This is a genomic window from Ruegeria sp. CF8 (genome assembly GCF_056537285.1).
Map to the genome: position 1 here is coordinate 79,897 of NZ_JBQFRG010000003.1, position 16,096 is coordinate 95,992.

The 16,096-nt window shown below is 56.5% G+C and carries 14 protein-coding genes and 1 tRNA gene; 5 read left to right on the forward strand and 10 right to left on the reverse strand.

Features of this window, described 5'->3' with window-relative positions; genetic code table 11:
* Window positions 1–2 precede the first annotated feature (2 nt).
* Window positions 3–1,637, reverse strand: coding sequence for a citramalate synthase (gene cimA, locus ACR0EV_RS08285; RefSeq protein ID WP_480799661.1), 1,635 nt, complete (start codon window positions 1,635–1,637; stop codon window positions 3–5).
* Entirely contained in the window at window positions 1,637–3,034 is a 1,398-nt protein-coding gene (cysS, locus tag ACR0EV_RS08290) for a cysteine--tRNA ligase (protein WP_480799662.1), read from the reverse strand. Before cysS ends, cimA begins: the two co-directional genes overlap by 1 nt.
* 218 nt (window positions 3,035–3,252) lie before the next feature.
* Between cysS and ACR0EV_RS08295 the strand changes: the two genes are divergently transcribed.
* Both ACR0EV_RS08295 and ACR0EV_RS08300 read left to right on the forward strand, forming a co-directional pair.
* Window positions 3,253–3,597: an MmcQ/YjbR family DNA-binding protein gene (locus ACR0EV_RS08295; protein WP_480799663.1), complete on the forward strand. Its 345-nt coding sequence runs from the start codon at window positions 3,253–3,255 to the stop codon at window positions 3,595–3,597.
* Between the two features lie 57 nt (window positions 3,598–3,654).
* Window positions 3,655–4,842, forward strand: coding sequence for a pyridoxal phosphate-dependent aminotransferase (locus ACR0EV_RS08300; protein ID WP_480799664.1), 1,188 nt, complete (start codon window positions 3,655–3,657; stop codon window positions 4,840–4,842).
* Between the two features lie 3 nt (window positions 4,843–4,845).
* On the opposite strand, the gene ACR0EV_RS08305 is transcribed toward ACR0EV_RS08300, so the two are convergent.
* Entirely contained in the window at window positions 4,846–5,376 is a 531-nt protein-coding gene (locus tag ACR0EV_RS08305) for an outer membrane protein (RefSeq protein ID WP_480799665.1), read from the reverse strand.
* Between the two features lie 401 nt (window positions 5,377–5,777).
* On the opposite strand from ACR0EV_RS08305, the gene ACR0EV_RS08310 reads away from it, so the two are divergent.
* The gene (locus tag ACR0EV_RS08310; RefSeq protein ID WP_480799666.1) at window positions 5,778–7,322 is read left to right on the forward strand and encodes a trimethylamine methyltransferase family protein; all 1,545 of its coding nucleotides are present in this window, start codon (window positions 5,778–5,780) and stop codon (window positions 7,320–7,322) included.
* A gap of 43 nt (window positions 7,323–7,365) precedes the next feature.
* Here the strand turns inward: ACR0EV_RS08310 and ACR0EV_RS08315 are convergent, their stop codons facing one another.
* From ACR0EV_RS08315 to ACR0EV_RS08325, 3 genes are all read right to left on the reverse strand, one after another.
* Entirely contained in the window at window positions 7,366–7,611 is a 246-nt protein-coding gene (locus ACR0EV_RS08315; RefSeq protein WP_171090220.1) for an EF-hand domain-containing protein, read from the reverse strand.
* A gap of 539 nt (window positions 7,612–8,150) precedes the next feature.
* Entirely contained in the window at window positions 8,151–8,675 is a 525-nt protein-coding gene (locus ACR0EV_RS08320; RefSeq protein WP_480799667.1) for an ImmA/IrrE family metallo-endopeptidase, read from the reverse strand.
* A 19-nt stretch (window positions 8,676–8,694) separates the two neighbouring features.
* On the reverse strand, window positions 8,695–12,315 hold the full coding sequence (locus tag ACR0EV_RS08325) for a vitamin B12-dependent ribonucleotide reductase (protein ID WP_480799668.1): 3,621 nt from the start codon (window positions 12,313–12,315) through the stop codon (window positions 8,695–8,697).
* A gap of 540 nt (window positions 12,316–12,855) precedes the next feature.
* Here ACR0EV_RS08325 and ACR0EV_RS08330 point away from each other — a divergent pair.
* A complete protein-coding gene (locus ACR0EV_RS08330) occupies window positions 12,856–13,290 on the forward strand; it encodes a hypothetical protein (protein WP_480799669.1) in 435 nt (144 codons plus the stop codon).
* Window positions 13,291–13,301: 11 nt separating this feature from the next.
* On the opposite strand, the gene ACR0EV_RS08335 is transcribed toward ACR0EV_RS08330, so the two are convergent.
* The 4 genes from ACR0EV_RS08335 to pdxH all read right to left on the reverse strand — a co-directional run bounded on the left by ACR0EV_RS08335 (window position 13,302) and on the right by pdxH (window position 15,151).
* A tRNA-Pro gene (locus ACR0EV_RS08335) sits at window positions 13,302–13,378 on the reverse strand.
* Window positions 13,379–13,421: 43 nt separating this feature from the next.
* A complete protein-coding gene (locus tag ACR0EV_RS08340) occupies window positions 13,422–13,889 on the reverse strand; it encodes a DUF192 domain-containing protein (protein WP_480799670.1) in 468 nt (155 codons plus the stop codon).
* 7 nt (window positions 13,890–13,896) lie between these two features.
* Complete coding sequence (locus ACR0EV_RS08345; RefSeq protein WP_174825370.1) at window positions 13,897–14,403, reverse strand: cold-shock protein; 507 nt, start codon at window positions 14,401–14,403, stop codon at window positions 13,897–13,899.
* A 142-nt stretch (window positions 14,404–14,545) separates the two neighbouring features.
* Entirely contained in the window at window positions 14,546–15,151 is a 606-nt protein-coding gene (pdxH, locus tag ACR0EV_RS08350) for a pyridoxamine 5'-phosphate oxidase (protein ID WP_480800003.1), read from the reverse strand.
* 135 nt (window positions 15,152–15,286) lie between these two features.
* On the opposite strand from pdxH, the gene fabI reads away from it, so the two are divergent.
* On the forward strand, window positions 15,287–16,093 hold the full coding sequence (gene fabI / locus ACR0EV_RS08355; RefSeq protein ID WP_480799671.1) for an enoyl-ACP reductase FabI: 807 nt from the start codon (window positions 15,287–15,289) through the stop codon (window positions 16,091–16,093).
* Window positions 16,094–16,096 lie beyond the last annotated feature (3 nt).

Below are 16,096 nucleotides of genomic sequence, written 5' to 3' on the forward strand. Positions count from 1 at the left end.
GCTCACTCAGCCGCTGCCTTCTGCGGGTCGCAATCACGCACTAGTTTCCACTGGATCGCATCCAGCAAAGCTTCGAACGATGCGTCGACTATGTTTGCGCTGACGCCCACAGTGGACCAGCGCCGACCCTGCCCGTCTTCGCTGTCGATGATGACGCGCGTAACCGCTTCGGTCCCGCCTTGTGTGATCCGCACCTTGAAGTCGACCAACCGCATATCTGACAGGACTTGCGAATACCGCCCCAAATCCTTGGCCAAGGCTTTGGACAGAGCGTTCACCGGTCCCCGGTCGCTGCCAGAATCATCCATGGATTCACTGACGGACAGTTTCTTTTCACCATCCACTTTTACAACAACAACGGCCTCGGACAGACTGACCATCTTGTTGTACTTGTTCTTCCGTCGTTCAACTGTGACCTTGTAGCGCTTGACTTCAAAGAACTCGGGAAGTTGTCCCAGCTCGTCTCGCGCCAACAGTTCGAAACTGGCTTGTGCGGTGTCATAGGAGTACCCATCCGCCTCGCGCGTTTTGATCCGTTCAAGGATCCGACCGAGCGCGGGATCACCCGCCTCAACACTCAGCCCGGCTTCGGTCAGACGTTTGCGCAGGTTTGACTGCCCGGCCTGGTTCGACATCGGAATGATGCGTGTATTGCCGACACTTGCAGGCTCAACATGCTCATAGGTTGATGGGTCCTTGAGGATCGCACTCGCATGTAGCCCCGCCTTATGCGCGAATGCCGAGGCCCCCACATAGGCCGCCTGCTTGCTGGGAACCCGGTTCAGAACGTCATCCAACATCCGGCTGATGCGGGTCAACCCCGCCAATGCATCCAGACTAACTCCGGTTTCAAACTGAGAAGCATAGGGTTCCTTCAGCAGCAGCGTCGGAATCAAAGCCGTCAGGTTGGCATTGCCACAACGCTCTCCCAAACCGTTCAGAGTACCCTGAATCTGTCGCGCCCCTGCCTCGACCGCAGCAAGGGAACAAGCCACTGCGTTCTCGGTGTCGTTATGGGTGTGAATACCCAACCGATCACCGGGCAGCCCTGCCGAGATCACTTCTGACACAATCCGTCCGACTTCGGACGGCAAAGCACCACCATTGGTGTCGCACAGCACCACCCAACGCGCGCCCGCGTCCAGCGCGGCGCGGCAGACCGCGACCGCATAATCAGGATTGTCCTTGTAGCCATCAAAGAAATGCTCGGCATCAAACAGCGCTTCGCGCCCCTGCGCCACGATATGTGCGACCGAGGCGCGGACGTTCTCGACATTGTCCTCAAGCGAGATTCCCAGCGCATGGGTCACGTGATAATCGTGTGACTTGCCCACCAGACAGACGGCTGGCGTACCCGCATTCATCACGGCCGCAAGCACATCGTCATTCTCGGCCGAGCGTCCTGCCCGCTTGGTCATGCCAAACGCCGTCAGACGGGCCGAGGTCTTTGGCGCAGCCTCGAAAAACGCGCTGTCGGTGGGGTTCGCACCGGGCCAGCCGCCTTCGATGTAATCCACACCCAGTGCATCCAACGCCTGCGCGATCTGCACTTTCTCAGCGGTCGAAAACTGCACCCCTTGCGTTTGCTGCCCATCGCGCAGGGTGGTGTCGTAGAGATAGAGGCGTTCTTTGGTCATCAAACCTCCTCCAGTTTGGAGGCATCGAACCCGGCACCGGGCACCAGCTCCACCCCTTCCTTGCTCATACGCACTTCAAGCCCCGCGGAAACATAGGCGGCCTTGAGGCGGTCAACTTCCGAGAAATCCTTGGTCTGCATTGCAGACGCCCGTGCATTCGCCAAACGGTCTGCATGTGCAGTCAGGTCAACAGATGCTGTATCCGCCCATGCACCCATCTCTGGCAGCAACAGCCCCAGCAATTGCGCGCCGGCCAACAGACCCGCTGCGTCGCCTTCCGAGGCAAGCCGGTACAGCTCGGTCATGGCACCTGCTGTGTTCAGATCATCGCTCAGCGCAGCGACCACCTCAGGTGCCGCGCTGGCGGCGGGCTCAACGCCCGCTGTCAGCGCCCGCCATTTGCGCAGCGTCGCCTCGGCCTCACGCGCCTTTTTCTCGGTCCAGTCCATCGGCTTGCGGTAATGGGTTTGCAGGAACACAAACCGGATCACCTCGCCCGGCACGCCTTGCTCCAACAGATCATGCACGGTGAAGAAATTGCCCAACGATTTGGACATTTTTTTACCTTCGACCTGCAACATCTCGTTGTGCAGCCAATACCGCGCGAACTCACCTTCCGGGTGCGCGCAGCAGCTTTGGGCGATCTCGTTTTCGTGGTGCGGGAACATCAGGTCGTTGCCGCCCCCGTGAATGTCAAAGCTCTCGCCCAGCAATTCGTAAGCCATGGCCGAGCATTCGATATGCCAGCCCGGACGCCCCCGCCCCCACGGGCTGTCCCAGCCCGGCAGTTCGTCGGTTGACGGTTTCCACAACACGAAATCCATCGGGTTCTTCTTGTAGGGCGCCACCTCGACCCGCGCGCCTGCGATCATATCATCGACCGAACGACCCGACAGCTTGCCATAGCCCTCTTTCCAACTGTCGACAGCAAACAAGGCGTGACCTTCAGCGGCATAGGCATGGCCCTTAGCGATCAGATCCTCGATCATTGCAATCATCTGGTCGATGTATTGAGTCGCCCGCGGCATCTCGTTGGGTTCAAGAGTTCCCAACGCGCCCATGTCGTGCAGATACCAGCCGATGGTTTCGTCAGATCGTTCTTGCACCAACTGCTCTAACGTGCCTTCCGCGCCCGCCTTTTTACGCTTCAGTGCGGTGGCGTTGATCTTGTCATCGACGTCGGTGAAGTTGCGCACATAGGTCACGTGATCCGTGCCATAAACGTGGCGCAGCAGACGATAGAGCACGTCAAACACCACCACCGGGCGGGCGTTACCCAGATGGGCGCGGTCATAGACCGTCGGACCACAGACATACATCCGCACATTTTCAGGGTCGATCGGAGCGAAGTCTTCCTTCGTCCGCGTCCGTGTGTTGTGCAGCTTGATCGTCGTCATCGGTCGTGCTCCTCAGAAACAGCATGTGCTTGCGCGTTGGCGCGGGCTTAGCAACTTGTCTCAGGGATGAAAACGAAAGAAACCGGCCCGCTTGATAAATCAGCAGGTAATGCAGCAGATAATGATGCAGGTCACCGGGTTCATGCCTACCGGTTACCACGGGATCAAGTCCAAGCCAAGCATTGAGTTTGTGCACCCCCTCGGGCACAGTCCCCGATATGGACCGCGACTACATCAACTCCATTTGCCAAGAGTTCCCGGGGGCCGAGCTTTCTGACCCATGGGGCGGCGGCCATGATGCATGGAAAGTCGGTGGCAAGATGTTCGCCTGCATTGGCACCGCGAATGACGGGGTGTCCGTCAAAACTCCGGACGTGGAAACGGCTCAGATGGTCATTGACGCGGGTGTCGGCGTAAAAGCCCCATACTTCCACCGCAGTTGGGTCCGCCTTCCGTTTGATGCTGAGACCGATGAACTACGGCATCGCCTGACCGTTTCGTATGACATCGTCCGCGCATCCCTGACGAAAAAGCTTCAGGCGACCTTGCCGCCGCGAAGCTGATTGACAAAGGCGTGCCGCTCTGCCCCATTCAGCGAAAGGAAATCCGGGAGCGGTTTAATGAATCTGTCAAAACGCATCACGCAGATCACCGGCGGTGGCAGCGACGGCTGGGACGTGTTTTACCGCGCGCGAAGGATGCTGAGCGAAGGTCATGCCGTCACCGAGTTGACGATTGGTGAACATGACATTCGGACCGATCCATCGATCCTGCATGCGATGGATCTGTCTGCCCGTGAAGGACACACCGGCTATGCCATGGTTCCCGGCACGGATCTTTTGCGGGATACGGTCGCCGCACGTGTGCAAACGCATACGGGCGTGCCCACAACGCGAAACAATGTTTTGATCACACCCGGTGGGCAATCAGCCTTGTTTGCGGCCCATATGGCTGTGTGTGATCCGGGCGATGTGGGCCTGTTCATCGATCCCTACTATGCCACTTACCCCGGCACGATTCGTGGGGTCGGAGCGGTTGCCCGCGCAATACAGACCGCGGCGGAAGACGCTTTTCAACCCTGCGTCGAACAGATTGATTCTGCCGCTAACGGTGCCGTTTCGCTTTTGATCAATACACCCAACAATCCGACCGGAGTTGTCTATTCCCGCCAGTCACTTGAAGCGGTCGCAGAGGTTTGCAAGAGGCGCGACCTGTGGCTGATCTCGGATGAGGTGTATGACACGCAAGTCTGGGAAGGTGAGCACCTTTCGCCACGTTCGCTGCACGGTATGGAAGAAAGGACGCTGGTTGTCGGGTCTATGTCCAAATCTCATGCCATGACAGGATCGCGTTGTGGCTGGATCGTCGGCCCCGAAGAGGTCATCGCTCATTTGATCAATCTGGCTACCCACACGACTTATGGTGTGCCGGGCTTTATTCAGGATGCGTCCAGTTTTGCGCTGACCGCAGGGCCAGAGCTGGAGGAGAAGATCGCCGCCCCGTTTCGCCGACGGCGGTCAATGGCGATGAAGATACTTCAAAGGCAGGATACAGTTGGACTGGTGCCAGCACAGGGTGCGATGTATCTAATGCTTGACGTGCGCAAGACCGGCATGTCCGGGAACGAGTTTGCCAACGCTCTACTCGACACTCACGCCATTGCCGTCATGCCGGGCGAGAGCTTTGGGTCGGCTGCCGCTGGGCACATTCGGGTGGCCATGACGGTCGATGATGATCGTTTTGCAAATGCCTTAAGAACGCTATGTTCCTACGCCGAACAACTCGCAAAGCGTCACGCCGCAGAATAATCTTCAAAAGCGGAATGTAGTGCGCAGGTTGAAAACGTTGGAATCCAGACTGCCGTTGGAACGAGTGACATCGTCGAAGTTTTGCCGCAGCGCCTCGCCGCTGATGACAAAATTCTCACCAATCGGATAGGCAACGCCAATACCGTAAACAGCTGCTGTGTCGTTGTCGACCGAGGTTTCGGCTCGTGCCGCGCCAAAGACCACATACCCAAGGGCGCTGCCGAAATCGTATCCACCACGCAGCTTCAGACGGGTCATGCTGTCCAGGCTACCCTGAGTTGACCCCAAGTCCAAAGAAAGGCGGTTGTATTCCAGCTCGCCCCCCAGCACGAAGTTACCAAAGTCCTGATCATAACCGACATGCGCCCCAAAAACGGTGTCATCACCGCTGGCGCCCCCGGACCCGTCTGCATCTGCATATCCGAAGCTGAGACCAACATACCCACCTGTCCAGTCCTCGGCCGATACAGGGCTTGCGCTTGCGATGAGGGTCGCAGCAAACAGGACAGAAAGAGGTTTTGCACACGGGTTCAAAGCTATGTCGCTCTTGTTTCGATCCTAAAGACGCAAACTAATTCTAATCTGTGATCCGCTCCGCCAAAATTCAATTCCTGGGTCGTAACGCTCAAGAGTAAGTGAATGCAGTATAACAGAATTCTTCCCAAACGGGAGAAAATCTAACCAATCCTGTTTCAACCGGCGGATTACTGGCATTGTCGACAGCTAATTCCAACAAAGGTCGCAAATAGGACAGATTGTGTCGCAGCATTTTGGAAAGCTCGGTGAAGTTGTTGAGAGGCCACATGACGGATCACGATTGGAAGATCAGCCTGATCAGCCGTACCATTGGTGCGGATCGTGGCCGTGCCGCACGGGGGCGACCGTAAGGGGGACTATCCTCACCCCAAGGCATCACACAACGACCGGATTATGAAATGAACGACCAATCCCGCAACACCTCACGCAGCGGTGGCCGCGCTGCGCGCCGTGCCGCCCGAGCCTCAGCCCTGCCTGACCATCTGCGCCCTGTACGCCCAGGAATGGAGGGCGGCGTTCTGAATGTTCTGACACAGGCGCAGATTGAACGTATTCATGAGGCCGCCCTGACCGCGCTTGAAACCATTGGGCTGGCGGATGCCCCGCAAAGTGGCATCGACTACCTTGTGGGCGCCGGCTGTACCCTTGGCGATGACGGACGCATCCGATTTCCGCGCGCGCTGGTCGAAGACACAATCGCCAAAGCGAACCGCTCGGTCACACTCTACAGTCGCGACGGGAAAACCGATCTCGAGCTGACCGGCACCAAGGTTCATTACGGTACTGCGGGTGCTGCCGTATCTATGGTCGACGTGCACGGGCGCGAATACCGCGATTCCACTGTGCAAGACCTGCATGATGCTTCGCGTATCTGCCAACAACTTGATAACATTCACTTTGTTCAACGACCAATGGTTTGCCGCGACATCGCGGACAATCTGGAAATGGACCTGAACACAATCTACGCCAGCTGTTCCGGCACTTTCAAACACATCGGAACCTCGTTCACTGAACCCAGCCATGTCGCGCCCGCGATGGAAATGATCTACATGATCGCGGGCGGTGAAGATAAATACCGCGAGCGGCCTTTTATATCGAATTCGAACTGCTTCGTGGTTCCGCCAATGAAATTCGCAACGGAAAGCTGCGAAGTGATGGAAGAATGTATCAAGGCCGGAATGCCTGTCCTGCTGCTCTCGGCTGGGATGGCCGGTGCCACAGCGCCATCGACCATAGCCGGAGCAATCACGCAGGCAACCGCCGAATGCCTTGCCGGTTTAGTTTACGTAAACGCCGTAAGCCCAGGAGCACCCGCCGTTTTTGGCACTTGGCCTTTTGGCCTGGACCTTCGGACAGGCGCGATGTCCATCGGCTCGGGTGAACAGGCCCTGCTGACGGCTGGGTGCGCGCAAATGCACCGGTTCTATAACCTGCCCGGCGGTGCAGCTGCGGGGGCATCGGATTCGAAGCTTCCCGACATGCAGGCCGGGTGGGAACAGATGTGTTCCAACGTGATGGCAGGTCTGTCCGGTCTGAATATGGTGTACGAAGCAGCCGGCATGCACGCCTCATTGTTGGGCTTCTGTTTTGAAAGCCTGATCCTCAGCGATGACCTGATCGGTCAGGCCCAACGCTGTGTACGCGGGATCGAGGTGACAGATGATACTCTCGCTCTGGACCAGATGGCCGAGGTCTGCATGGGTGGTCCCGGTCACTATCTGGGAACGGAAGCTACGCTTAGCCGGATGCAAGCTGACTATGTTTATCCGGTTTTCGGCGACCGGTCTTCGCCAAAAGAATGGGTCGAGCTGGGCAAACCGGATCTGATCGATAAAGCCGTAGCCCGAAAAGAAGAGATTCTATCCACGCCATCCGAGGCCAAATTCGATCCCATGCTGGACATGGAATTGCGCGAAAAGTTCAAGATCCACCTGCCCGCATAGCAGGAAAACAGGCGGCCCGGGGATGATCGGGCCGCCCATACGTTTATCCGTCACTTGGCGGAAGCAATCCGGCTTCCTGTGCAACGGCTACTTCATCTGCGTCCAACGCGCCGTCACCGTTTGCATCCATGGCCGAGAAGGTGTCAGCATCCACGCTGGGTGCAACCACCTGCACTTCCTCAATCGTCAGAACGCCATCACCATTGGCGTCTGCCGTCGATTGCGCCGATACGAGCCCCGGCAAGGTCAAAGCAGCGATGGAAATCCCAATCAAATACTGCGGTTTCATTTTGGTGCCTCCTGATAGGTTGATTATCTTTCGTCCGGACAGGCCCCAGAAACACCGAGACACCCCAATGCGTCACCCGTATTGCGCGAAAACCAGAGATTCGCGCCAATCCTTGCGTGTTTGGCCGAGTCGGGCGCGCAACGCGCCGCCGGGCAAAACTTCGCCGGACCCGTTTCGGCAGGTCTCGCCCGACGGATCCCAACAAATCCGGCAAAACCGCGCCTATGCGACCCGTGCGATGCAAAAAAGAAAGGGGGCCGAAGCCCCCTGTCAGTTTCGCCTTCCAGGCTCATGTCGTTGACCGCCCGGTGTTTTTTTGCCTGCGGCCTGGACTGCGCATGGGGCGAGCGCACCCGCCCCGTGAAAGAGTGGGAGGGAGCAAATATTCCGCCCCACCCTGTTCCCGGCCAACACGGGCATGTCGGCCGAGTGGAAAAAGGCAAACTTGGTAAGTCTCGGTGCCTTTCTCCGTATTCGTCGGGGTCGGTAACCAAGGGCAGCGTCCGACCCCTACGCCCCGGGGTGCCGGGGCGTTAAACTCAGAACTGTTTCATGGCAATTCGGATTGTTTTTTCCGAAACACCAAAGTGCTTCGACAGTTTCTTTAGATCTTTTCCATACAAACCCATAGCCGCCATCAATGCGCCATCACCGAAGAGCAAAACAGCAGCAAATTCGTTCGCTTCAACCTCTTGGTATGTATCTACATAAAACGCGTATCCGGAACGGTCCAAATACAATGGATCCGCAAGGGGATCGTGATGATTGGCGTGAAGAAAGAAGTGGCCCATCTCATGGAGCACCGACCAGCGTTGGCTTTCTACGGAGTGTCCTTCGTTCACTTCAATGCAATATCCGTTGTCTGAAAACGGGTCCTGCACCAGACGCCCAGCCATTCCAGCCGGCAGTTTTCTTCGCTCCACTGCAAACCCAAGTTTCTCCGCAAGTTCTTTAACCGACTTCGCCTTGCCATTCACCTTGGGTGCCAAATTGAATTTTCGAAGCGCGTCCCTCACGTCTCCATTTGCAGGTAGTCGCTCAAAAAGCTCTCGCAGAGTCCTCATCTTGTTGACCTCCAACTCCTCAGCTACACCCGCTTGTCGCGCCGCAGGTGTTGCACTTCATGCAAGTGCCGTTGCGGACCAGCGTGTAGTTTCCGCATTCACCGCACGGGTCGCCCTCATAGCCCTGCATCTTTGCTTTGGTGCGGGCGTCCATGCCGGTTGCCACTGCGGTTTCTGCCACAGGGGCTTCGAATGCAGCTGCTGTTTCAGCCATCCCGTTCAGCTCAGCCTGACCTGCATTGAACACAGCCAGGTCCTGAGGCAGACGCTTGCGCAGATAGCCGGTCGAGCTGATTTGTTTCAGCACTTCCAATGACTTGGACGCAGCACTTTCACTGATCTCAGAGATGTTGGACACACCTTCTTCTTCGCCTCGACCCAGATCGTCAAAGGTCGCGCCTTCGGGTTTCACATGCGCCAGATCGGTGCGGTCCAGGTAGGACACGGCCAATTCGCGGAAGATGTAATCCAGGATCGACGTTGCGTTCTTGATCGAATCGTTGCCCTGCACCATCCCTGCCGGTTCGAACTTGGTGAAGGTGAAGGCATCGACAAACTCTTCCAGCGGCACGCCGTATTGCAGACCGACCGACACGGCAATGGCGAAGTTATTCATCATCGCACGGAAGCCAGCGCCTTCCTTGTGCATGTCGATGAAGATCTCACCCAACTTGCCGTCTTCGAACTCACCGGTGCGCAAGTAAACCTTATGGCCGCCCACGATCGCCTTTTGGGTATAGCCCTTGCGGCGATGCGGCAGCTTCTCGCGGTGGCTGCGGATCATTTCCTTGACCACGACCTTCTCGATCACTTTCTCGGCCAGAACGACAGCTTTTTCCTGCGTCGAACCGCTTTCCAGCACTTCAGCCGCCTCGTCGTCATCCTCGACCAGCGCCGCGGCGAGAGGCTGCGACAGTTTCGAGCCGTCACGATAGAGTGCGTTGGCTTTCACACCCAGAGACCAGCTGAGCTCGTATGCCTTCTGGCAATCCTCAATGGTTGCATCATTCGGCATGTTGATCGTCTTCGAGATCGCGCCCGAGATGAAGCTTTGCGCCGCCGCCATCATCGTGATGTGACTATCAACCCCAAGGAAACGCTTGCCTTTCTTGCCGCAGGGGTTGGCGCAGTCGAAGATCGAATAGTGCTCTTCCTTCAGATGCGGCGCGCCCTCCAGTGTCATCGTCCCGCAGACGTGGTCGTTCGCTGCGTCGATATCCGCGCGGGTAAAGCCCAGATGGCGCAGCAGATCAAAAGTCGGGTCATTCAGCTTGGTCGCAGGGATGCCCAGAACGCCGGTGCAGAAATCCTCGCCCAGTGTCCACTGGTTGAAAACGAACCGGATATCAAAGGCGCTTTCCAGTGCAGCATCCACTTTCGCTAGTTCATTGGGGCCAAAGCCGTGACCGGTCAGCGAGGTGTGATTGATCCCCGGCGCGTTGCCGATGGTGCCGTGACCAACCGCGTAGCTGACGATTTCTTCGATCTGAGACGAGGAATAGCCCAGCTTCTCCAGCGCCGACGGCACCGAGCGGTTGATAATCTTGAAGTACCCGCCACCAGCAAGCTTCTTGAACTTGACCAGAGCAAAGTCCGGCTCGATCCCGGTGGTGTCACAGTCCATCACCAGACCGATGGTGCCGGTTGGTGCGATCACAGTGGCCTGCGCGTTGCGATAGCCGTTCTTTTCACCCAGGCTCAACGCCTCGTCCCAAGCGGACATGGCCAGATCGATCAGACGCTTGTCCGGGCAGTTGCCGTGGTCCAGAGGCACCGGTTTCACGGCCAGTTTCTCATACCCGTCGGTCACACCCTGCGACGCGCGGCGGTGGTTGCGGATAACGCGCAGCATGTGATCAGCGTTGCGCTCGTAACCTTTGAAGGCGCCCAGTTCTCCGGCGATCTCAGCCGAAGTCGCATAGGCCACGCCGGTCATAATCGCGGTCAGCGCGCCACAGATGGCCCGGCCCTCATCCGAGTCATAGCTGTAGCCCATGTTCATCAGCAGACCGCCGATATTGGCATAACCCAGACCCAAAGTGCGGAAGTCATAGGACAGTTGCGCGATTTCCTTCGACGGGAACTGCGCCATGGTCACTGAGATTTCCAGCGTCAGAGTCCACAGGCGCGAGGCATGCATATAGTCTGCCGCCTGAAACTCACCGTCTTTCAAGAAGGTCAGCAGGTTCATCGACGCCAGGTTGCACGCGGTGTCGTCGAGGAACATGTATTCCGAGCACGGGTTCGAGCCGCGAATCTCACCATCATTGGGGCATGTGTGCCACTCGTTGACGGTATCGTGAAACTGGATACCCGGATCAGCACAAGCCCATGCGGCGTGGCCAACTTTTTCCCACAGATCGCGCGCCTTGACAGTGCGGGCCACCTTGCCATCGGTGCGGTTGATCAGTTCCCAATCGGCGTCTTTCTCAACGGCGGTCAGGAATGCATTCGTCACGCGGATTGAATTGTTCGAGTTCTGACCCGAGACCGAGCTGTAGGCTTCCGAATCCCAGTCCGTATCATAGGTGGGGAATTCGATGCTGTCGTGACCCTGCTTGGCGTAATCCAAAACACGTTTGATGTAAGTCTCGGGAATCGCGACCTTTTTCGCTTCGCGAACCGCCTTTTTTAGCGCATCGTTCGCGTTTGGATCATAAGCGTCATCGGCGGTGCCGTCCCACGACCGGATCGCTTCGAAAATGCCGTTCAGCATCTTTTCGTGCATTTTCGATCCGGCAACGATCGAGGCCACTTTCTGCTCTTCGATCACCTTCCATTCGATGAACTGTTCGATATCCGGGTGATCCGCATCGACGATCACCATCTTCGCTGCTCGACGGGTTGTCCCGCCTGATTTGATCGCGCCAGCCGCGCGGTCGCCAATCTTGAGAAAGCCCATCAAGCCCGAGGACTTGCCACCACCGGACAGCGCTTCGCCTTCGGCACGCAGGTGGCTGAAATTGGTCCCGGTACCTGAGCCGTATTTGAACAGGCGCGCCTCGCGCACCCACAGATCCATGATGCCGCCTTCGTTCACCAGATCATCATCGACAGACTGAATGAAGCACGCGTGCGGCTGCGGATGCTCGTACGCAGATTTCGATTTGGTCAGCTTGCCGGTCTTGTAATCGACATAGTGGTGACCCTGCGCCGGACCGTCGATTCCATAGGCCCAGTGCAGCCCTGTGTTGAACCACTGCGGAGAGTTCGGCGCGGCGCGCTGAGTCGCCAGCATGTAACGCATCTCATCAAAATAGGCGCGCGCATCTTCTTCATCCGAGAAGTACCCACCTTTCCAGCCCCAATAGGCCCACGCGCCCGCCAGACGGTCAAAGACTTGCTTGGATGACGTTTCCCCATCGAACTCAGCGCCTTCTGCGGGGACAGAGCGCCACAGGAACTCAGGGACACCCTTTTCCTTGACCTTCTTCAGTTTGCTTGGGACACCGGCTTTGCGAAAATACTTCTGTGCGATCACATCGCTTGCCACCTGCGACCAGCTTGCAGGTACTTCGATATCGTCAAGACGGAAGACAATCGTGCCGTCGGGATTGCGGATTTCAGACGTCGCGGAAACAAAATCCAGGTCCGAGTAGGCATCCTGATCTGGTTTGGTGAATTTTCTTTCAATCTTCATGTCCGCAGCCCTGGTTAAATTCCGCCCAATGTTCAGTTCCGGCACCAAATCTTGTGTTGCAGGGTGCCGCCCGCAACGCCCAGAGAACTCAGGACAAAGGTATCCTTCACTGTCAAAGACAGCGGAAAACCGCAAAAACGGCGCACTTTAATTAGATGTGCTTTCCGACCCTCGCCTGCTGCCCCTTCCGGCTTAAACACCAGATATTGTGGCAATCCCTTCGGCTCATACAATCTGGCGTATGTTGCCATAGAAGGTCAACGCCCTTTTTCAGCCTTTTTTGAAATCTTTTTTGTTGACCTGCCGCCCTTTGAACATGGGCAACCAACAATGTCCGATTCCCCCACAGGATCATCCACGGCAAATTTCCGCTGATGGTTTGGAATCTCAAATCGATTTCCCGTTTTTACCAGCATAGTTATCTGCGTTTGATCAACCGATGCGACACCGACTAGGCTGATTGGGAATCATCTGCATCTGTTCTGAGGCGTTCGAGTTTGATCGCGGCCCGTTCGTTTAAATGTGAAAAGGTACAAAGCTATGAAGCTGCTCACCTTTATCCCGATATTGGCCTGTATCGTGGCCTGCGCACCACAAGATGTGCCCGATGCGTCACGCAGCGCGCAGTTCGAAACCTATCCGCAAAGACTGTTTGATAGTTTTGAAACCAGTTGCTCCGGCCCGGGAGAATCTTTTGAAAAAACCGGCGGCCAGACATTTGAATGTCGCGAAATCCTGCCCCCAGAGGCATCCGCCTTTCTGATTCTGAACTATGACGGAAATCCACAAGACCTGCCGCAAAGCGTGATGCGCCTGACATCAAGCAAGAACACCAGCGGATACCGGGTAGATGCGAACGTGTTCTTCAAAGTCCCGCAGAAAACCGGATCCGTGGTCGAAGTGCCATTGGACAGCGCCGAGCTGGATCAGTCGATCAGCCGGCTTTTCCAAGCAATGGGCGGTTCGCCCTCATAAACTGATGGAAGTGGTCGGGGCGGCAGGATTCGAACCTACGACCCCCTGTACCCAAAACAGGTGCGCTACCAGACTGCGCCACGCCCCGGACCGTGCGCCTTCCTAACGATGCCAATCTGATTTGAAAAGCCCTAACAGGGCCAAATTGCAGGACCTGACGAAAAAATTTCGTGCCGCATCTGTGTGCCCGGCGTAATCGAATAGCGCGCCGACAATCCGGCATTGATTTCAAGCACTGCAAAAACGGAATCTCCGCCTTCGATCGGGGTCAGATCGCCGGGAATCGCCCCCTCATGCACGCGCGTCACCAAACCGGTGCGATCCAGAAAAATCATGTCCAGCGGAATCAAGGTGTTCTTCATCCAGAACGCGACGCGTTGAGGTGGGTCAAACACAAACAACATGCCGGATCGATTCGGGAGCGTTTCGCGAAACATCAACCCTTGGGAGCGTTCCTGAGGTGTTATGGCAAGTTCAACATCAAATCGCACCGTAGACTTGTCATTTCGCAAAGTGACACGGTCAGCGCTGCACGCAGCAAACGCCCCACCTGTCCAAAGCATAAGGAACAGGGGCAGAAGCGTCAGAATCCGTTTCATGAAAAAGTCAGCCGTCCAGTGCGGCTTCCCAGGCCAGCACCTGAGCCGCCATCCGGCCCCGTTTTCCGTCGATCACACGCATGGCCAGCGCTTCGCCCGGTTGCAGATCAGCAAGACCGGATCGGCGCAGCACTTCGATATGAAGAAAAACATCTTCGCCACGGCCAAAGACGTTGGCAAAACCAAAACCCTTGCCCTTGTCGAACCACTTCACACGTGCGGCTTCCAACGGTGCCTCGGCGATCGTCACAGGATCTAACTCGGCGAAATCGGCCAGCATCATCGAGTCGGTCCGCGCCGGAGGATCAATCGCGACCACTTCGACCGCCTGAACGCCCCGATCCGTGCGGTGCGTCATGATTTCGATCCCTGCGCCATCTGCGACAGAGCTCTGCCCAAAGTTACGCAAGACGTTCACGTGCAACAGGATATCCGGGCCGCCATCGTCAGACACAACAAATCCGTACCCCTTAGCAGGGTCGAACCATTTCACGTGTCCACGAACGCGGTACATGTTGTTCAGATCTTCTGGCACGGTATTCCCATCGCGAGTTTTAGCCGTTCGTTAAGGGTTTGTTGTTTATGGGAATGGCAGACAAATTCAAGCTGAAAAAATCGTTTATTTTCTGCCTGTTGCATTTCACGACACGTGAACGTCATGGATTCAACCTTTCCACATGCCATGTCATTCCCGGCTCATTGCGTTTCCATCTGAACCTATCATGTAGGCGGAACGCCCCATCGGCCCAAAATTCAATTTCAGTTGGCGTCAATCTATAACCGCCCCAAAACGGTGGACGCGGCGGATTCGGCCCCAGCTTAGCAGTCACCTTGGCCACCTCAGCCATCAAGGCTGCACGGCTTGAAAGGGGTTGAGATTGCTTCGACGCCCAGGCCCCCAAACGGCTCTTCAGCGACCTCGATGCGTAATATTCGTCCGCCTGAGGTCCGTTTTCGCGGGTGATTGTACCACGAACACGCAACTGTCGCCTCAAAGATTTCCAATGCATGACAAACGCGGCTTTTCCGACTGCATCCAGTTCGGCCGCTTTTGCACTTTCGTAGTTCGTATAGAACACAAACGAATCTGCTTCGATCTCCTTCAGCAGCACCATGCGCGCGTTCGGCATTCCATCTGAGTCGACGGTTGCCAGCGCAATCGCATTTGGATCATTCAATTCTGTCTTTTCAGCCTCGCTTAACCACCGACCCGCGATTTCAAACGGATCGGAGCCAGCAAAGATGCCATCACGCTCGGTCATTTCCATCCCCTGGAAAGTGTTAACGACGAACCTAAGGCGAGAACCCGCTGCGGGCAAGAGCGCACGGCCTTGATGCAGCGCTACCAATGGCATAAACCAACTCAACACATCGCGAAGACAGGCGGAGAACCACACATGTCAAATCAGTTGATGGCCGGCAAACGCGGCCTCATCATGGGACTGGCCAATGACAAATCAATCGCATGGGGAATCGCCCGCGCCTTGTCCAACGCCGGGGCCGAGCTTGCCTTTAGCTACCAGGGCGATGCTTTGAAAAAGCGGGTTGACCCGCTTGCAGCACAATTGGGAAGCGAAATTGTCCTGCCTTGTGACGTGAGCGACGAGGCATCCATAGATGCGCTGTTCACTGCGCTGGAAGAAAAATGGGGTAAACTGGACTTCATCGTTCATGCCATCGGCTTTTCCGACAAGAACGAACTGCGCGGCCGCTATGTCGATACCAGCCGGGCGAATTTCAAACTGACAATGGATGTGTCGGTTTATTCGTTCACCGCTGTTATGCAGCGCGCCGAAAAGATGATGGGCGAAGGCGGCAGTGCTATCACCCTAACCTATTACGGCGCTGAACAAGTCATGCCCCACTATAATGTAATGGGCGTGGCCAAAGCCGCGCTTGAGGCGTCGGTCAAATATCTGGCCGAGGATCTGGGCAAGGACGGCATCCGCGTCAACTCGATCTCTGCCGGTCCAATCAAGACTCTGGCTGCCAGCGGCATCGGCGATTTCCGCTATATCATGAAGTGGAACGAATATAACTCGCCCCTGCGCCGCAACGTGACCATCGACGACGTTGGCAAATCTGCGCTTTACCTCCTGTCGGATTTGTCCAGCGGCGTGACTGGTGAAAACATGCATGTGGACGCGGGCTATCATATCGTCGGCATGAAAGCGGTTGACGCACCCGACGTGGAAAAGGGCTAAGAT